The organism is Microcoleus sp. AR_TQ3_B6, from assembly GCF_036702785.1.
Classification (GTDB): Bacteria; Cyanobacteriota; Cyanobacteriia; order Cyanobacteriales; family Microcoleaceae; genus Microcoleus.
Genome location: NZ_JAUBVJ010000050.1, coordinates 1 through 18,990 on the forward strand (window position 1 = coordinate 1; position 18,990 = coordinate 18,990).

The 18,990-nt window shown below is 48.1% G+C and carries 17 protein-coding genes; 11 read left to right on the top strand and 6 right to left on the bottom strand.

All coding sequences use genetic code 11. The annotated features are described in order from the left end of the window. Positions 1 to 153: 153 nt before the first annotated feature. Positions 154 to 450, bottom strand: coding sequence for an endonuclease dU (locus QUB56_RS22060; protein WP_332958125.1), 297 nt, complete (start codon positions 448 to 450; stop codon positions 154 to 156). A gap of 100 nt (positions 451 to 550) precedes the next feature. Between QUB56_RS22060 and glpK the strand changes: the two genes are divergently transcribed. From glpK to QUB56_RS22080, 4 genes are all read left to right on the top strand, one after another. Next, on the top strand, positions 551 to 2,038 hold the full coding sequence (gene glpK, locus QUB56_RS22065) for a glycerol kinase GlpK (protein ID WP_332958126.1): 1,488 nt from the start codon (positions 551 to 553) through the stop codon (positions 2,036 to 2,038). Positions 2,039 to 2,112: 74 nt separating this feature from the next. Then, positions 2,113 to 2,481, top strand: coding sequence for a c-type cytochrome (locus tag QUB56_RS22070; protein WP_332958127.1), 369 nt, complete (start codon positions 2,113 to 2,115; stop codon positions 2,479 to 2,481). A gap of 350 nt (positions 2,482 to 2,831) precedes the next feature. Further along, on the top strand, positions 2,832 to 3,332 hold the full coding sequence (locus QUB56_RS22075) for a DUF3122 domain-containing protein (RefSeq protein ID WP_332958128.1): 501 nt from the start codon (positions 2,832 to 2,834) through the stop codon (positions 3,330 to 3,332). A 424-nt stretch (positions 3,333 to 3,756) separates the two neighbouring features. Next, entirely contained in the window at positions 3,757 to 3,972 is a 216-nt protein-coding gene (locus QUB56_RS22080; protein WP_332958130.1) for a hypothetical protein, read from the top strand. A 170-nt stretch (positions 3,973 to 4,142) separates the two neighbouring features. On the opposite strand, the gene QUB56_RS22085 is transcribed toward QUB56_RS22080, so the two are convergent. Further along, the gene (locus QUB56_RS22085; protein WP_332958131.1) at positions 4,143 to 7,310 is read right to left on the bottom strand and encodes a pentapeptide repeat-containing protein; all 3,168 of its coding nucleotides are present in this window, start codon (positions 7,308 to 7,310) and stop codon (positions 4,143 to 4,145) included. Positions 7,311 to 7,607: 297 nt separating this feature from the next. On the opposite strand from QUB56_RS22085, the gene rplU reads away from it, so the two are divergent. Further along, the gene (gene rplU, locus QUB56_RS22090; protein WP_332958133.1) at positions 7,608 to 8,000 is read left to right on the top strand and encodes a 50S ribosomal protein L21; all 393 of its coding nucleotides are present in this window, start codon (positions 7,608 to 7,610) and stop codon (positions 7,998 to 8,000) included. Between the two features lie 27 nt (positions 8,001 to 8,027). After that, a complete protein-coding gene (gene rpmA / locus QUB56_RS22095; RefSeq protein WP_190738131.1) occupies positions 8,028 to 8,327 on the top strand; it encodes a 50S ribosomal protein L27 in 300 nt (99 codons plus the stop codon). Between the two features lie 838 nt (positions 8,328 to 9,165). On the opposite strand, the gene thiS is transcribed toward rpmA, so the two are convergent. Continuing rightward, the gene (gene thiS, locus QUB56_RS22100; protein WP_332958137.1) at positions 9,166 to 9,378 is read right to left on the bottom strand and encodes a sulfur carrier protein ThiS; all 213 of its coding nucleotides are present in this window, start codon (positions 9,376 to 9,378) and stop codon (positions 9,166 to 9,168) included. A gap of 185 nt (positions 9,379 to 9,563) precedes the next feature. Continuing rightward, complete coding sequence (locus QUB56_RS22105) at positions 9,564 to 10,646, bottom strand: thiamine phosphate synthase (protein WP_332958138.1); 1,083 nt, start codon at positions 10,644 to 10,646, stop codon at positions 9,564 to 9,566. A gap of 89 nt (positions 10,647 to 10,735) precedes the next feature. On the opposite strand from QUB56_RS22105, the gene QUB56_RS22110 reads away from it, so the two are divergent. From QUB56_RS22110 to QUB56_RS22120, 3 genes are all read left to right on the top strand, one after another. After that, complete coding sequence (locus QUB56_RS22110; RefSeq protein ID WP_332958141.1) at positions 10,736 to 11,908, top strand: RNA-guided endonuclease TnpB family protein; 1,173 nt, start codon at positions 10,736 to 10,738, stop codon at positions 11,906 to 11,908. Positions 11,909 to 12,147: 239 nt separating this feature from the next. Then, positions 12,148 to 14,028: a DUF1565 domain-containing protein gene (locus QUB56_RS22115; protein WP_332958144.1), complete on the top strand. Its 1,881-nt coding sequence runs from the start codon at positions 12,148 to 12,150 to the stop codon at positions 14,026 to 14,028. 174 nt (positions 14,029 to 14,202) lie between these two features. Beyond that, positions 14,203 to 14,568: a four helix bundle protein gene (locus tag QUB56_RS22120; protein ID WP_332958146.1), complete on the top strand. Its 366-nt coding sequence runs from the start codon at positions 14,203 to 14,205 to the stop codon at positions 14,566 to 14,568. Between the two features lie 802 nt (positions 14,569 to 15,370). Here the strand turns inward: QUB56_RS22120 and QUB56_RS22125 are convergent. Next, the gene (locus tag QUB56_RS22125; protein WP_332958148.1) at positions 15,371 to 16,048 is read right to left on the bottom strand and encodes a peptidoglycan-binding protein; all 678 of its coding nucleotides are present in this window, start codon (positions 16,046 to 16,048) and stop codon (positions 15,371 to 15,373) included. A gap of 115 nt (positions 16,049 to 16,163) precedes the next feature. Next, positions 16,164 to 16,427, bottom strand: a complete 264-nt coding sequence (locus QUB56_RS22130; protein ID WP_332958150.1) for an isopentenyl pyrophosphate isomerase — start codon at positions 16,425 to 16,427, stop codon at positions 16,164 to 16,166. 154 nt (positions 16,428 to 16,581) lie between these two features. Between QUB56_RS22130 and QUB56_RS22135 the strand changes: the two genes are divergently transcribed. Further along, positions 16,582 to 18,495, top strand: coding sequence for an SdrD B-like domain-containing protein (locus QUB56_RS22135; RefSeq protein WP_332958151.1), 1,914 nt, complete (start codon positions 16,582 to 16,584; stop codon positions 18,493 to 18,495). Between the two features lie 182 nt (positions 18,496 to 18,677). Continuing rightward, positions 18,678 to 18,884, top strand: a complete 207-nt coding sequence (locus tag QUB56_RS22140) for a hypothetical protein (protein ID WP_332958153.1) — start codon at positions 18,678 to 18,680, stop codon at positions 18,882 to 18,884. Positions 18,885 to 18,990 lie beyond the last annotated feature (106 nt).

Consider the following 18,990-nt stretch of genomic DNA (forward strand, 5'->3'; position numbering starts at 1 on the left):
CCTGGTAGGGATTTAGGGAGTAACGGGCCTAGACGCTGCCGCGTAAAGCAGTTGCTTTTTTATAGCAGACAAGCATCCCTAGCTTTTACTAGAAATGCTTGTCTATTTCCCAGTTTAGGTCTTGTACAGACCAATGAGTTTCTATCTCTAATGTTAGCACAAAGCAGCATCAGCTCTTTTCATGAAACTTATAACGCTGGGGATTCCGTCTAGCAAAACCAGATGCAATTGCGGCAAAAATTTGCCTCCGAGGAGTAGCCCAGAAATAGCATCCGTGGCATCTAATCCGTCTCGGAGGACTTGTCCCCACACCATTCCTTCAAATCGAGTTCCCCCGCAGACTATGCCCGCGATCGACACCAGACTGCCGCTTTTACGAGAAAACGGAGCGTCGTCAAAGCCAATAACCTTAATTGTGCGATCGAGCCTCAGCAAATCTGCCAGTTTCAACTTGGGGAATTCCGTAAGCTAAAGTTTTTGACATTAATTTGACTTCTAGATATAGTATCATATACGTTCAAGACCTCATTACTAAAAATATTTTAGACAATTGGCAAAAAAATACGTAGCAGCGATCGACCAAGGAACCACCAGCACCCGATTTATCGTCTTCAATCGCCAGGGACAGATAATTTGCAGGGACCAACAAGAACACCAGCAAATCTATCCGCAACCAGGATGGGTTGAACACAATCCCGAGGAAATTTGGCAGCGCACCCAAAGCGTGATTAAAAATGCCCTCGAAATCGGCAATATCGACCCGAAAGATATTGCTGCTCTCGGTATTACCAACCAGCGCGAAACTACAATTGTTTGGGATCGAAATACTGGCAAGCCTTACGGCAATGCAATTGTTTGGCAAGATACCCGCACTCGCTTTCTTTGCGATCAATTCGCTGAAGTTGAGGGCAAAGATCGATTTCGAAAACGATGCGGTTTGCCGCTGACAACTTATTTCAGCGGGCCGAAAATTAAGTGGATGCTGGACAATATTCCAGGATTGCGCGAAGCTGCAGATCGAGGGGATGCGATTTTTGGCAATGTCGATACTTTTCTGATTTGGCACCTGACTGGCGGCGCGCACGTTACCGATGTTACCAACGCCAGCCGCACGATGCTGATGGATTTGCAAACCCTTGATTGGGATGCGGAAACTTTGGAAATAATGGAAATTCCCCGCCAGATGCTGCCAGAAATTCGCCCTTCGAGTCAAGTTTTTGGAACTGCAAAAGGATTGCTTGCAGGTGTTCCGATTGCTGCTGCTTTGGGGGATCAGCAAGCCGCCCTCGTCGGGCAAACTTGTTTCAGTCCCGGGGAGGCGAAAAATACTTACGGTACGGGCTGTTTTATGCTGCTGAATACCGGTGAGGCGATCGTCCCTTCAAAAAACGGGTTGCTGACAACAGTCGCCTACAAGATGGGGGAATCGCCCGCTGTGTATGCTTTGGAAGGCAGTATTGCCCTCGCCGGAGCTTTAGTGCAGTGGCTGCGGGACAATTTGGGGATCATCAACACATCTGCGGAAGTAGAAACATTAGCAAATACAGTTGAAGATAGCGGTGGAGTTTACGTTGTCCCGGCCTTTTCTGGACTCTACGCACCCTATTGGAAAGACAGCGCCCGGGGAGTAATTGCAGGTTTAACTCGCTACGTGACTAAGGCACACATTGCCCGCGCAGTATTGGAAGCTACAGCGTGGCAAACGCGAGAAGTATTGGAGGCGATGCATCAGGATTCTGGTGTGCAGCTTTTGTCTCTAAAAGTAGACGGAGGTATGGTGGTAAATCACACGCTGATGCAGTTTCAGAGCGATGTTTTGGGAGTGCCTGTGATGCGGCCTGTGGTAGCAGAAACTACTGCACTCGGTGTGGCTTATGCGGCCGGTTTGGCGGTGGGTTTTTGGACTCAGCTAGCCCAATTGCGGGAGAATTGGGCGGTGGATTGTACTTGGGAACCGAAAATGCCGATCGCACTTCGCGAGCAAAAATATCGCTTTTGGAAAAAAGCAGTTTCCCGCACTTTCGATTGGGAAGAATGAATGGCTGAGTTGACCCGAAAATGCGTATTTAGTGATATCATTAAATCCAGCACTATTTTTCAAGTTGCCAATAGATGATTTCGCTAAAAAACTTAAAAAAATTTCTCACCGCCTTTCTATTGATACTGACACTGGCATTTGTAGAAATCGCCAATAATTCCCAAATCGCCCTCGCAGATACAGCGACAAATCCCACCGCAGCCGAAGTTTTCAGCGCCAACTGTGCAGGCTGTCACATCAACGGCAGCAACATTATCAGGCGCGGCAAAAACTTGAAACAAAAAGCATTAAAAAAATACGGCATGGATTCCATCGCCAACATTTCCAACTTAGTAACCAACGGCAAAGGTATTATGCCCGCTTACAAAGATCGTTTGTCGGAACAACAAATTATCGATGTTTCAGCTTACGTGCTATCCCAAGCCGAAACCGATTGGAAATAGCACCTCGGTAGATTGTTTATGAGTTACGCAATCGTGCCTCCGAAAACCCGGTTTCTTCCTGTCTTCCTAGTTACTCAACCAATATTTTTCCGAGAAACCGGGTTTAGCTGGTTCCAAGGCTCTTAGCCTGGGAATCAATGTCCCCAGGCTCTGCCTCGCCTGCTACAATCGAGGCAGAGCCTCGGGATCTGCGTTACCAGGCAGAGCCTGGTAACGAGTAGAATACAGCAGATTCCACGTTGATGAAGTACACCCATCAAGCGATCGCTGTAGGGAAACGGCACTGCCGTGTCCTCTATCTTTGCTTACCTAAAAAATGCTGTAAATGTAAATCATCGGAGTATTGCAAATTGAAAAGACATTATTCTTGGCGTAAAACTTTAACTATTATTAGCTTGTGCTTGTATCTAATCTTCGCGGTTAACCCGCCTGCTTTCGCGTCGATTCACAAATATCCAGAAACAGCCGACAGAGTAATGTTCCGCTCGGTACAAAGCCTGCGCGATACTGAGGATAAAGCATGGCAAGTTGTTTTGTACAAGCGCGTAAAGTCGGGAGTAGTCAACTCTTTAAACCTGAGATTAGTAGGGTTCCCGGGGACAGAGTTGCAGCACCCCGTGCCGCTGAAAGTTGCTGCGGGAAAGCTGGAAATTGGCAAGGCAAATGATATTTGGATGGAGTCGGATTTGCCAATTAATGTGGGAGAATACGATTTCAAATCAATAATGACACAAGTGGAAAGTAATCGACCTTTGCTGTTGAATTTGCCCGTGAAAAATCAAAATGAAATAAAATTGCTGGTTCCTCCTTTTGCTGTCAGAGAATGGCGGCTGTTGTTAGATAAAAACTAAATATATAGCAATCCTTGCAGGAGTCGTAAATTTTTTACCCCACCCCAGCCCTCCCCGATGCCTTGGGGAGGGAGTAAGAAATTCACAAATGATTTAGGATTGCTATACCCATTTAATCGCACTCTACACTTAAAAGCGCTACAGTTTCCAATGTTACAAATCGCTATGTTGAAATTATGCCTTAAGGTAGATTTAACATACTCGATCAATAATGTGGTCTGACCAAAACGAAATAGATCCATTTAATCGCACTCATTTAAAAGAGCTATAGTTTCATGTATGTATCCAAAGTAACTACATTTAAATATGAATTAAGGTAAATTTAATGTAGGTGAAGGGTAATTAGGAAATAAACTAAAAGCGGGGTATGTCTAATGACAAAACTCCATTGTTTGAACCTGTACGTCTTCGGAGTGAATGTATTATGACTTTAATCTGTAAAATTGTCCGAAAAGCTTTGGCAACGGGTTATTTAACGGTTGAGGCAGAAGAACTGTTGCGGCAGCAGTTGCAGATGACTAAGTACGGTTTAGAAGATTTTGACGCTTTTATTACTTTGCAAAAAGAGGTGATGGAAGGTAGGGTGAAACAGCAAGCTTTGGAATTGTTACGATCGCGCAAATGTTCTGCGATTGCTTGAATCGACTGCGATCGACCTTTTGGAGAGAATAAGTGCGATCGGCATAGGAAGGTCGATCGGTCGATCGGGCGCGGGCTAGGAGGGCCCACGCTACAAGAAAATTCACTCTTTGTGGAACAGGCCGGAAAGCCTGTTCATAAAAATGATACGCCAACCCTGGAAAAATGTTTCTACTGCATTCCTAGCTGTTGCCTTAACGCTTCTGGAACATTAACGGCTGTATCCAAACCTCGAACATTGTCCCAGTTTGTGTTTTCGTTCCATTTGACATCGCCAATGCGATCGCTGAGGCTTACGCCGCTGAGGCCTGCGTCCAAGAGGTCTGCGCTGCTGAGGTTTGCGCCCCTGAGGTCTGCGTCCAAGAGGTCTGCGCTGCTGAGGTGTACGCCGCTGAAGTGTACGCCGCTGAGGTCTGCGTCGCTGAGGTCTGCGCCCCTGATCTCTGCGCCCCTGAGGTCTGCGCCACTGAGGTCTGCGTCGCTGAGGTCTGCGTCGCTGAGGTCTGCGCCCCTGAAATTTGCGCCGCTGAGGTTTGCGCCACTGAGGTATGCGTCGCTGAGGTTTGCGCCATAGAGGTCTGCGCGGCTGAGGTCTGCGCGGCTGAGATCTGCGCCGCTTAGGTTTGCGCCACTAAGGTTTGCGCCGCTGAGGTTTGCGCCGCTGAGGTTTGCGCGGCTGAGGTCTGCGCGGCTGAGGTCTGCACCGCTGAGGTCTGCGCCGCTGAGGTCTGCCTCAATGAGATATGTACCACTGAGGTGTGCGCCCCTAAGATTTGCGTCAAAGAGGTCTGCATAGCTGAATTCTGCGCCGTTGAGGTTTGCGCCACTAAGGTTTGCGCCATAGAGGTCTGCGCCACAGAGCTCTGTGCCACCTAGGTTTGCGCCACTGAGGTTTGCGCCGCTGAGAAATAGCCCAACAATTTGGAGAAACCCAGAATCCCCAACACAATAGCTATAGCTGATAAGACGCAATAACCGATTGCTATCGTCAAGCTTGCCTTCATCATTAGGCTTCCCGCAAGGATAAAACACCATTTTGTCTTTCAATTCATCTATTTGCTGCCCGTAACGGTGCAACTCCAACAGCAAAATCATCACATTCAAACCAGCATAAATATCTATTTGTCGTTGTCCCAAATCTTGGGTTTTCAATTGATCTCGCAGTAAGCGCATCTTCTTCTGAGGCAAACTTTCCGGCAGCATATCAATAAATTCCCCCTCGCACCAACGCAGATAAAAATCTTCCAGACGCTGGAATAACTCCACAAGACGAAACTGATTTTCCTCGCCTGAACCAGCCGGAGTTGTTAACAACCCCATCAAATATTCCACAATTTCTTCTGTCAGCGGCCCATAACCCAACAAATCATAAATCTCCCAGTCCATCTGAGAATCTTGAGTATTAAATCCTCTACCTTTCTTTCCCGGTTCCGTCCACTCTTCCAGACTTTGTTTCAACCGTTCCGCACACAGAAATTCACCAAAACTCTTGTGTACAAACTCTACAGAACCTTCTTTGCTGCCTGGCTGAAGATAAAAAACCGCCAAAGCATTTCTTAAAGGATTGTCGCCAATCGGTTTTTGTGCTTTTTCAAGTAAGGCTTTAACCGAGTTGTCTTCTCTCAATCGTTTCTCAATCATCGCTACAGGAGCGCATTCCCCTCCCGACTGCACCACGCACAACCCTGCTTCTGTAAGGATGCGCCGCAAATCTTCTGTCTCCAGTTCGGTCAAATTGCGATTGAGCAATTTAGACCGCTGTTCTGTGAGTACCCAATTCACAGCTTGGTTGTAAATCCAAATTTTTGCTTGAGTGCTGTTAGTTCCTTGAAAATCCTCAACTTTCAAGATTTTGTCCCGGTGCATTGCGGCTAACAGATAAAGCAAGAGCGGCTCTCGCGACAGTTCTGATTTTACATTCTCTGGACAGCATTCATCTTGCAAAAACTGCTGAAAAGCAGAGGTTTTTTCCGCCCCAAATTTGGCTTCCCACTTGCTCAACCACTGTTGCTGTAGTCCGTCATCCATTACCTGAATTTCGACTCGCTCTAGGTTGTCCGGCATTTGCCTTTCAATCCCTTGCAAAGCTAAAGTTCTGCCAGTAACCAAAACCCGGTGTCCCATTTCCGAATTCCGATCGCAGTCCTGCTGAAATTGCCCTACTTGCTTGAGAAATTGCTCTAAACCGCCGCTGCTTCTCCCTTCCATCAGCAACTCGTCAAAACCATCCAAGAAAAACAAATATCGCGTGTTTCGATCTGTCAACCAGCCGTCATCGCTAGCAAAACCCGCATTAACTGCTTCTTTTAGCGTTTCTCGAAAACTCTTTTGCAATATAGGAATATCTCGCAGTCGAATTAACACGGGCGTCCAAACTGGATGAAAATGTTGCCGCACCCAGTCAGCAAACATCCGACAAGAAACACTCTTACCGCGTCCGGGTCCTGCTTCGACAAACATTACTTGATTTTGTTTCTTTTCATCTGCCAGTAATTCTTTTGCCCAAGTTTCCAAATCGAAAGCTGTTGCATCTTCAGCCACACGACCATTTTTATCAATTGGCTTTGCCTTCAGCCGCACGTAGATATCTTTAAACGTAAAGTTTTCCGCAAATACTTTTTCTTTGGGTTTTGAGGCGATTTGTTCTTCTAAGTAAGCGTCAATACTTTGATATTTCTCCTGTTCCTCCCGCCATTCGCTGATAGAAGGCTGTCCAAGATGTTTCATTGCTTCGCCGGAAACTGCCCAAGCTTCGATCAAATAGCGGTGAGTATTAGCCGCAACTCTCTTTGTCAAAATCTGAGCTTCATCGGCCTTCAGTCCGGCTTGTTGCAGCCGTTCTGATAGCACTGGGTTAAATTCCGTGGCTAACATCGAATCGCGGAAGCAAATAACAGTGTCTTTGGCTTCTTTATCGGTCAATTCTAAATCGGCCAAATTTTTAAGCAACTGCTTGACTTTATCGGAAACCGGAGTTTGCCCGATGCGATTTAACAGACTCTCGTCTTGTCCAAGAAAATCCTTAAAACTTTCCAGATAAGCCGCCTGACTGACGAGGAAAATGCACTCAGCTAAAGTCGGCTGCTGTTGAGTTTTTTCAATGAAAAACGCCAGCAGTTTCGCCGCCATCCCGACAAATGGCAATCCAGTTCCCACAACTTGAGCTAAGGGAGAGTTCAAAACCTCCAGCAGCAAGTTGCTATTGTCCAGCCCTTGTTCTTTGAACATTTTTGCCAATTCGGCGGCTGTTTTCCCAGCTTCTGCGATTCCCTCTGCTGCTTCGGCGGAACACAGTTCTTTGATATCAGTATTTAAGAATTTCCAGATGCGATTTGCCATTTTTACCTACCCTATTTCACAAGAGAGAAGCTGAGAAAATTTACATTTAACTCTGTAAGCATTCCGTAGTTCGCCGCCACAAATCTGTTCTCAAACTAACACTTAGAAAAGATTAAGTTTATTTTACCTTGACAAAACTCCAACAATCCGCAATAATAGTAGATTGTCTGTCTAAATCCGGCTCGGATCAGGTTAAGACATTCCAAAAGCTGGAGAGCAGTCAGCAGTCAAAAGTCCACAACGACCAATGACCAATGACTCATCAGCTACCTGTACGGCAATTTCAACCACCATCCCATGACTTACGCAATCATTGAAACCGGCGGCAAACAATTTCGGGTAGAACCAGGCCGCTTCTACGACATCGAACTGCTTCACGTTGAAGCAGAATCCAAAGTCACCATAGACAAAGTATTTCTGATCCAGCACGAAGGCGAGGTTCATATCGGTCAGCCTCTAGTAGAAAATGCCACAGTAGAAGGAACGGTTCTGCGGCATTTCCGGGGCCGCAAAGTCCTCGTCTACAAGATGAAGCCGAAAAAGAAAACTCGGAAGAAAAAAGGGCACCGTCAAGAAACAACTCGCTTTATGATTGACTCGATTAGCGTCAACGGTACAGTCTTGGCCGCCAGAGACTTAACTCAAGCAGTTGTCGAAACCCCCCAAACCGCCGAAACTGCATCAGAATAAAACATAGTAAATACAGTTGAGGATATTATGGCCCACAAGAAAGGTACAGGCAGCACGCGCAACGGTCGCGATTCTAATTCCCAGCGTCTGGGTGTCAAAAAGTACGGCGGTCAAGTTGTCAAAGCTGGCAACATTTTGATCCGCCAACGCGGCACTAAAGTTCACCCCGGTAATAATGTTGGTATCGGCAGAGATGATACTCTGTTTGCCATGATTGACGGTGTGGTGACTTTTGAAAGAAAAGGCAAAACTCGAAAGAAAGTCAGCATTTATCCTGTTGTAGCAGCACCTGTGGCTGAACCGGTGGCTGAAGCTGTCGCAGTTTAGTTCCTCGTTCCTAGGCTCGGCCCATTCCTGACAACTTAAGGTAAAACCGATAGTCCGGCAGGGGTTTCAACCCCTGCCTCAAAGCTAAAGTCCTCTCAAGAGGACTGAAGAACTCATTTTTCCTGGTTCCTAGGCTTTGCCTGGGAACGCATATCTAGAGGCTCTGCCTCCTGATTCTCTATGTTATTAGAAAGTTACAGGAGGCAGAGCTTTTTGCAATTTGTTTCCTCGTTCCTAGGTTCTGCCGATTCCTGACAACTTAACCTAAAACCTATAGTCCGGCAGGGGTTTCAACCCCTGCCTCAAAGCTAAAGTCCTCTAAAGAGGACTGAAGAACTTATTTTAACTCGGTCCAAGGCTCTGCCTGGGAACCCATATCTAGAGGCTCTGCCTCGACACAGAATTAGGGAGGCAGAGCCTCCGGATGGGAACGCATATAAGCGAGGCTCTGCTTCCTGATTTTCTGTGTTATTCCTAGTTCCTAGGCTCGGCCTGGGAAGGCATATAAGCGAGGCTCTGCCTCCTGATTTTCTATGTTATTAGAAAGTTACAGGAGGCAGAGCTTTTTGTAATTTGTTTCCTCGTTCCTAGGTTCTGCCGATTCCTGACAACTTAACCTAAAACCTATAGTCCGGCAGGGGTTGAAACCCCTGCCTCAAAGCTAAAGTCCTCTAAAGAGGACTGAAGAACTTATTTTAACTCGGTCCAAGGCTCTGCCTGGGAACCCATATCTAGAGGCTCTGCCTCGACACAGGATCAGGGAGCCAGAGCCTCCGAATTAGCATTACCAGGCTATGCCTGGTAACGAGTAAGGACTGAAGTCCTCACTACGAATCGGTTAGCCTCCTCCGACAATTGTGACAACTTCTAAGATGTCGCCTTCTTGCATTAGTGTAATGTCCCAAAATTGTTTGTGCAGAATTTCGCCGTTGTACTCCACAGCCACCAAGCGCGGGTTTAATCCCAATTGTTTTAGTAATTCTGGTAACGGTGTGCCGATCGCACATCTGCGGCTTTCTCCGTTAACTTGCAGCACAATTTGATTTATCATTAGTTATTACTTATTTGTTATTAGTTATTAGTTATTAGTTAGATGCCCGACTTCTTCAAGAACAGACCTCGATGCACTTTTACCAGAGAAACCGGGTTTTTACCGAATTTGCGGGCTGCATGGCGTCTTCTCGCAAAAAAACCCGGTTTTTGACTACCCGTGTGTAAGTCCTAGGTTACTTAAACCTAGCTTTTGCCGTGCAAAACTTTCTGAGCTTTCAGATTCTGCATCCGAATAAACTGCGAGATGAAAAACTGCGCGACTAAAGTAGGCTGTTCTGCTTCCATAATTGCGCGTACTGCGGCAACCCTTTGAGCTCCGGCATCCAATACTTCATCGAGGTTGTTGATATCAATTCCCCCGATCGCAAACCAAGGAATCGGCGACTTCTCAGCAGCATACCGCACATAATCCAAACCCGCCGCCTGTTTATCAGGTTTAGTAGGAGTGGAGTAAACCGGCCCAACTCCAATATAATCTGCTCCCTCTTCAACGGCTCGCTGCATTTCCTCGGCATTCGTAGTCGAACGACCGATGATGCGTCCCGGGCCGAGCAACTTGCGCGCTTCCGCCACAGGCCAATCTTGCTGTCCCAAGTGTACGCCGTCGGCATCCGCTGCGATCGCCAAATCCACGCGATCGTTCACAATCAGCAAAGCATCGTAGCGGTGACAAAGTTCGCAAAGCTGGCGCACGGTCGCCAATTTTACGCCCTCCTGTGAGGTTTTGTCGCGGTACTGCACCAAAGTCAGTCCGCCTTGCAAAGCAGCTTCCACGACTCCCAACAAGTTGTCTCTCGGCGAAGTTACCAGGTATAACTGCGATCGAAGTAACTGCTGGAAGCGCCGGTAAGCCAGCAAATTGCTTTCGAGAGTATAAACCCGATAGCGCATCTGCTTAAAAGCCGCGCCCATATTCCGATCGTAAATTTTGCCATACTCTTCGAGTACCCGCAGAGCTTCTTCCACCCGAGAGAAATTCGCCTCCAGTAGCTGCTGAATGCTCGAACGCTCCTCTTCCTGCGGGTGAGTCAACTCCGTACCCGGATCCGCCGGCGTATCCCTAGCACTGCGAAGTTCTGCGACGTGCCAAGCCGCCAATTCTTGACGCAGTTGCTTGCACTCGCCAGCTAAATCGGCGCTGTTGAGACCAAACCTGCACCATTCTTCAATAATTCTCAACCCTTCGCGCGATCGATCTAGATTGGCATCTAAAATCCGGCAGAGGGCTGGCTGTGCAGGTAAAGTTCTGTTTTGTTTGTCGGTCATCGAAAATTGTGGGTGGAAACCCCGTGCTAGAAGCACGGCTTTACATTAGAACCTAAATATCTCACGGAATAATTGCTATCATGTGAGACATGACACAGAGAGCCTTTAAGTACCGCTTCTATCCCACGCCTGAGCAAGAAACCTTGCTCATACGCACGATGGGCTGTACTCGTTTGGTCTACAACCGCGCCCTTGCTGTGAGAAAACAGGCTTGGTACGACGAGAAAAAACGAGTCGGTTACAGCGATACTTCGGCATTGTTGACTGAATGGAAAAAGCAAGATGACTTGCAATTTCTCACTGAGGTTAGCTGTGTACCATTGCAGCAAGGATTGAGACATCTTCAGAAAGCGTTCTCGAATTTCTTTGACGGACGGGCGAAATATCCGACCTTCAAGAAAAAACGAAACGGTGGGAGTGCAGAGTTTACCAAATCTGCATTCAAGTTCAGAAACGGGCAAGGGTTCCTTGCCAAGTGTTCTGAGCCGTTGCCGATTCGCTGGAGTCGAGAGTTGCCCAAAGGCGCAAAACCAACAACTATCACGGTGAAGCTCTCGCCTGCTGGAAGATGGACAGTTTCCTTGCTGGTGGATGTTGAGATTGAACCATTGCCGACCTGCTCCAATGAGATTGGGGTTGATTTGGGTGTCACAAGTCTGGTTGCTTTGAGTGACGGTGAAAAGATTGCCAATTCCAAAGGCTTTAATGCAAAACGCCGCAAACTCAAGAAAGCTCAAAAGACATTGAGTCGAAAGCAGAAAGGGTCGAACAATCGCCACAAAGCACGGCTCTTCGTCGCAAAGGTGCATCAAGAAATTGCTGATGCCAGAAAGGATTTCCTTCACAAGCTCACGATTCGATTGGTACGTGAAAATCAAACGATTGCCGTCGAAGATTTGGCTGCGAAGAATATGGTCAAGAATCGGAAGCTTGCTCTTTCTATCAGTGACGCAAGTTGGGGTGAGTTGGTCAGGCAGCTTGAATACAAGTGTGACTGGTACGGTCGCACCTTGGTCAAGATTGACCGATGGTTTCCGAGTTCTAAGCGATGCGGCAAGTGCGGTCACATCGTTGAAAAACTGCCGTTGAATATTCGTGAATGGGACTGCCCGAATTGTGGCGCACACCATGACCGAGATATCAACGCCGCACAAAACATTCTTGCCGCAGGGCTTGCGGTGAAAGTCTGTGGAGCGAACGTAAGACCGGATAGGCATAAGTCTGATGGCAGTTGCGATGAAGCAGAAAGATCTAAGAAGTGATTCTTGGAATCACTGTGGCGTAAGCGGGCGTGAGGATGTCAATAATCCTACCTGTCAAACCGCTACATTGTCCCACGCCGTATAGATTCTAGTACAGCGATCGGCTTAATTTTGGCATCGACCGATTTAATTTAGACAAATTTTTAAGTTTTATTGAATTTCTGGAAAACGAATCATAATAGATCAAAATTGATCAGAGTGGAATCGTTAAGCTGCATACCACACTTCGGAGGAGAGCCGTGAGGTTAGCAGAACAACACCAAAGATTAACAGAAAAAAAACCAAACAGGCGGGGGTATTTAAACTTCGATCGCGAAAACCTGACACAAAACATCGGAGGCGAAACTCGGATCGCAGATAAGTTGCGTTTTTTTATGCTGATTTACTCACAACAGACCCGGTGCAAAGAAAAGCGATCGCCAAAATCTTATTTGAGTTCTTGCCTTCTGCTCGTCTTTGCCATGACCGCCTTTTGCAACCCTCAAGCGTCAGTTATCGCTGCCGGGATACCCGGAGAGCAGCTACTTTCTCAGACCCTGGAGAGCGACATTAACATACTGTACGTCAGCTCGATCGGCGGCAGCGACACGGGGGGCAACGGCAGCGATCGAGCTCCCTTCAAAACCCTTACCTACGCCTTAAGCGTGGCCCCGCCCAAAACAGCGATTTTGCTAGCGCCCGGTACTTACAGCGAGCAAACCGGCGAAAAATTTCCATTAATGCTCAGGCCCAACGTGACCGTTCAGGGAAATCCCAACACTCGCGGTCAGAATATTGTCATCAAAGGCGGAGGATATTTTATCAGTCCGACTTCGGCGGGTCAAAATATTGCGATTTTAGGCGCAGATGGGGCGGGACTCAGCGGGGTGACGGTGACGAATACCAACGATCGCGGCTACGCTTTGTGGATCGAATCGAGTTCTCCGACGGTTGTTAACAATACTTTTTCTGGGAGCACTCACGACGGAATTTCGGTAGTGGGTACTGCCAGGCCGACGATTGGCGGGAATGTTTTCTCGAAAAATGGAGCTAACGGCATTACCATTTTTGGCAGTTCCCAGCCGGAAGTTCGAGATAATGTGTTTGAAAATACGGGATTTGGGGTGAATGTAGCGCAGAACGCGGAGCCTCTGCTGATCGGCAACAAAATTACTCGCAACAAGGACGGCGTGGTGGTGCAAGCTGATGCCAGACCTGTGCTGCGCAACAATTATATCGAGAAAAACCAGCGGGACGGAATTGTGGCGATCGCCAGAGCTCTGCCGGATTTGGGAACAACAGCCGAACCGGGGGGCAATGTCATTCGCAACAACGGCCAGTACGATGTCAACAATGCGGCCAAAGGTCAAGTAATCCCAGCTTACGGGAATCAATTGTTGAGCAGCCGAACGACGGGCTCGGTGGATGTGGCGGGAACTTTTAGCCCTCCGGCGCCAATTGGAGGAAGTGCTTTGCAGCTAACGATCGATCGACCCCCCAGAACCGGTGGTCCAGACACTTCTCTCCCTGTTTACACTCCCGGGCGGCTAAGTCCCAGAGTAGAAAGAGGGCCAATTTCGCCACCGGAGCCGGTTTCCAGGCGAACGGTGCAAAATCTATCGGCACCGCCAAGCCCTCAGTTGCGCCAAGATATTTCTCCGAGGAATGCGGCTGATTCACCCGTAGCCCCAGGGGCGATCGCAATTCCGGTACCCGAGCCGAATTCTCGATCGCTTGCGGAAATTTCGGTACAGCAATCAATAATTCCTCCCTATTTTGATAGCTCGAGTTCGGTTTCTTCCGAGGGGAGATTGCCGGTTCCGGACCGCAACATTCCTCTAGGAAGGGGCGGCTATGTACCTGCAGCTTTAGGGGGGAATTCTTTGCCCGATTCCCGGGAGATTTCGCCGTCATTCGATCGACCGTTGGCTTTGGGTTTGCGCTATCGAGTTGTGGTGGATACCGACAGGCCTGGCGATCGACAAAAAATGCAATCCCTGGTTCCCGGTGCTTTTCGCTCTTTTTCCAGGGGGCGAGCGGTAATGCAAGCCGGTGCTTTTCGGGAACGCGAAAAAGCTGAGGAATTGCTACAAATGCTCACCCTTAACGGTTTTAATGCTCGAATTGAGGACATTAAATGAAATGGTCATTAGTTGACTGTTGACTGTTGACTGTTGACTGTTGACTGTTGACTGTTGACTGTTGACTGTTGACTGTTGACTGTTGACGGTTGACTGTTGACTGTTGACTGTTGACTGTTGACTTGTATCGATAATTAATTAATTGTTGGCTATTAATTATTTAAACAAGCTAATATGGAAAGCTTTCAACACCTACAAGTTTATCAACTAGCTGAAAAAATATCAAACCAAATATGGTTTATTGTTAAAAAATGGGACGAGTTTACGAAGGATACGATGGGCAAACAAATAGTGCGATCGGCTGATAGTGTTGGTGCTAATATTGCAGAAGGACATGGACGCTATAGCTGCCAAGATAATCAGCGTTTTGTGAAAATTGCCCGAGGTTCATTAAACGAAACAAGACACTGGTTAAGACTTGCCTACACCCGCAATCTTTTAACTCAAGAACAGATCGATCGACTGCATCCCTTATTAAATGAACTTTCACCAAAACTGAATGCCTATCTTAATTCACTCCAACAAAAAGCCAAAGGTTAACAGTCAACCGTCAACCGTCAACCGTCAACCGTCAAAGACTGCTGACTACTTCAAAAAAAAATCAAAATTTTAGGGCCTAGCATATTGGATGCCAGACCCTAAAACATTTGTAAATTAAGTTGATTCAAGTGGGTTTTTAGCTATGCTGAGTTTCAGCAAACTACAACTAAGGTGGACTTTTTGGCAACTACTCTGCTTGCGAGCTAGCTACTAGCGGAGTCTATTCAGACTTCTGTGTTTGACTGTGCGATCGCAACTTTTGATTAATTCCATAGCCTCAAGCTATTTAACAAATCCCAAGCGCAATGTCAACCTTTCTTTCAAGCGCAATGTCAACCTTTCTTTGCTAATAAGCTACACGGTTCAGGCGTTGCCTGCGAACTAGAGCCGATCGGGACAAATACTCTAATTCCAAATTTTTTATCCAAGTTTTTGTGCTTCTTGGTTTTGCCCCTCATGTTATTAAGTTAACACCAACTGCGCGCATGACAACACTTTGTTTACCAAACTTGACACTTTTTGACCAGCAGAAATACTCCGGAAACCAATTATTAACAATTTGTAAAATTAGTAGGTCGCACAATGTGCACTGGGTCAATAAAATCTAGGACTTAGGTAGAAACCGGGTTGTTTTACCAAAGTACGGCATTACATCGACTATGCTAGGCCCTAAAATATTGAAATTTTGAAGTAGCAAGCAGTCTTTGACTGTTAACAGTCAACAGTCAACCGTCAACAGTCAACAGTCAACAGTCAACAGTCAACAGTCAACCGTCAACAGTCAACCGTCAACCGTCAACCGTCAACGCAGCAGAGCTTCCCAAGTGGCGCGGCCGACAATGCCGTCTGCTGGCAATTGGTATTGTCGCTGAGCCGCCTTGACAGCAGCTTGAGTTTCCGGGCCGAACACGCCGTCAGCACTCACGCGCAAAAATCCCTTGGCCCGCAGCCGTTCTTGCAAATCTCTGACGGCCGGGCCGCGCATTCGTCTTCTTAAAACTGGAAAATTGGTTGGCTGGGCTTGGGGGTTAATCTCTGAGTTGTCGGCAGTTACAGGAGCGTTGGCGATCGGGTTTTCGATCGCACTCCCAGCCGCAGGAAATAGCCGGTTCCAAGTATCTTGACCGACTATGCCGTCGGCCGCGAGCCCTGCTGCTTCCTGGAACTGAGACACAGCTCTAGCCGTGCTTTGGGAGAAAATCCCGTCTACAGTGTCAGCGTAAAAGCCCAACAATTTAAGAGCAGCTTGGAGTTCGATCACTGCCGAGTCGCGGCTGCCTAATTTGAGTGCGGGACGGACGATCGCACCTGTTTGAGCGATCGGGCTATTAATGTTAGCTTGTTCGGAGGTAGGTAGCTGTGCGGCAGCAGGAGTAGAGGCGATCGATCCCATTAGCAATAAACCGCACAAACTCCAGCCTCCGAGCCAACTTGGAACCTCGCGGGCGTCATTCCAGCTTGCTGTCAAGTTTTGGGACATTGGGAATTCGAACTCTGCAAAACTGGTAGCGATCGTACATCAAATCTGGAAAAAATTGGGAATTTCGGCAACGAGCAATCTAGGGGATGTAACGGATGGATGTTAAGCCCAGAAGTCAAGCGTGAAGTTCGGCAACGGATGGCAAGGGCCAATTTAACGGATCGATATTAAGCCCAGAAGTCAAGCGTGCAGATTTTTCCCCATCTCCCCATCTCCCCATTTCCCCCTCTCCCCATTTTCCCCTCTCCCCATCTCCCCATTTCCCCATCTCCCCATTTCCCCATCTCCCCATTTCCCCATCTCCCCATTTCCCCATCTCCCCATTTCCCCATCTCCCATCTCCCCATTTCCCCATCTCCCCATTTCCCCATCTCCCCATTTCCCCATCTCCCCCTCTCCCCCTCTCCCCTTCCCCCTCCCCTTCCTTTTCCTAAAAAAAATTTATGCCTCTCAAATAGCTGCAATTGGCAAAAAAACTGCTAGATTGCCCTACAGAAAACATTGAACCGCGTTCATTGGGCCCCAGCAACACCATGTCCGAATTCAGAACCGCCAGCCAAATAGACATCGGCAACGTCAACATCGGGAACTTCCAAGTCGGCAGCATCAGCGGCACCAAATACAACGACCTTAACGCCAACGGCCGCCCCGATCCGGGAGAATTCCCCATTCCCAACTGGCAAATCTACCTCGACCTCAACAACAACAGCCAGCTAGAGTTTAACGAACCTTCTACCCTCACCAACCCGCAAGGCAACTACATCTTCGCCAACCTGCCCCCGGGTACTTACCAAGTTAGGGAAGTCCAGCAGCCAAACTTTCGCCAAACTACCCCAAATCCAGCACCCATAACCATTACCAGCGGGACAAACGTTGGCAATATCAATTTTGGCAACAACTTCAACGCAGGGACGATCGCAGGCACAAAATTCAACGACATCAACAACAACAGCAGCCCAGATCCCGGGGAACCAGGGCTAGCTAACTGGCAAATTTACCTCGACCTCAACCGCAACAACAGGCTCGACGGCGGCGAACCCTTTACTTTTACAAATGTTCAAGGCAATTACGCTTTTGTCAATATTCCCGCAAATACATATTGGGTGAGAGAAGTCCAGCAACCGGGTTTTCGCCAAACCACGCCTGACCCGGGCCCGGTTAACGTTACTTCCAACGCCACTGTCAACAACATCAATTTTGGCAATATCTTTTTTGTCGGCAGCATCAGCGGCTTCAAGTTCAACGACCTCAATGCCAACAGCGTCCGAGACGCAACAGACCCGCCTCTGGCCAACTGGCAAATTTACATCGATCTCAACGGCAACAGCCGCCTCGATCCGGGCGAACCCAACACAATCACAAACCCGCAAGGCAACTACACTTTTGCGAATGTTTCCCCGGGCAGGTATTTGGTGAGGGAAGTCCAGCAACCGGGATGGGTACAGACTACGCCAAATCCAGGCCCGATCGACATAACCGGCAATACCAACGCTGTCGGCGTCGCTTTCGGCAACAATTTTCCCACCGGCAGCATCAGCGGCTTCAAGTTCAACGACTTCAACGCTGACGGTATCAAGGAACCGACGGAACCGACAGTTGCCAACTGGCCGATTTACCTTGACCTCAACAACAACGGCGCCCCAGATCCCAACGAACCTTCGACTTTAACAAACCCTCAAGGTAATTTCTCTTTTATCAATTTGCCTCAAGGCACCTATTTGGTCAGGGAAGTCCCGCAGCCCGGTTTTCGACAAACCACGCCAAATCCGACTCCCATCACCGTGGGTAACGGCACAAATGCCACTAATCTCAGCTTTGGTAATGTATTGGTAACAGGCACGATCCGCGGTGTCAAATTTAACGATTTTAACGCCAACGGCCGCCTAGATCCCGGGGAACCGCCGATCGCCAACTCTACAATTTACATCGACCTCAACAACAACAGCAGTTTAGATCCGGGTGAAGCGAGTACCTTAAGCGATGTTCAAGGCAATTACAGTTTCCGCAACGTTCCGGTAGGTAGTTATGTTGTCCGCGAAGTTCTGCCGCCGGGTTTCCTTCTAACGACTCCGCCTACGGTGGTTGTTGTATCGCCAGAGATTCGGGCTAGCAGCATCGATTTGGTGACGGCAGATGCTGACGGTTGGTCGGCTAAATCCTGGAGTGGCGACCCCCTGACGGATCCCAGCAACTATGCCGAACCTGCGGGTAATATGGGGGCGGATAGCTTGCTTTTGAGCGAGGCTCGTGATAGTTATCGAATTAGTGATTTTTTGGTCGATCGACCTGTTGCCAATTTAGGCAATATTCCCAACTTTGGGCCACAGAATCTCGGTCGGGATACTAATTCACAAATCGGTGAATTTGTCAAGAAAAATGAATTAATAAAAGGGGCGCTCGGGAACTCGGTCAGCACTGTGGGCGCGAGAGATTTCTCGGTTTTTTAGGGTGACACATTCGCTCGATCGCCGGGAATCCCAAACCGCAGATAAAAATAAGGAAGAGGTGAAAGGGCGATCGCGTGATACCCTATTGTTGGCAACCTCCAACACTCAAGCCTAAGTTCCGGCAACTCCGAAGCTGGCTTGTATATTGGGTGCAATATGCAGAGGCAGTAGCATATCTGTAAGTGAGAAACTATCAGGCAATACCCCCTACCCCGATCGGTCTATGGACAGGCAAAGCAAGTCAGATCGAGTCCGGTAGCTCGATCGGTGCTGCATATCGCTGTGCTGGGCGAGCGAGCGAGGCTGCGATCGCCAAGCGCAGCTTTCCCAAGACAAACAAGAACGAGGCCGGACTCGATCGGAGGGGGAAGTCAGTCTTAGGCTTTTAAAGCTCGAAACAGCAAGTATCTACGGACAGAGAAGGCGTGCAAATCTTAAAGATGTTGGCCTCAAATTGCCAGGGTTCTTCAAAACCTGATATACTTGCCAGCGACA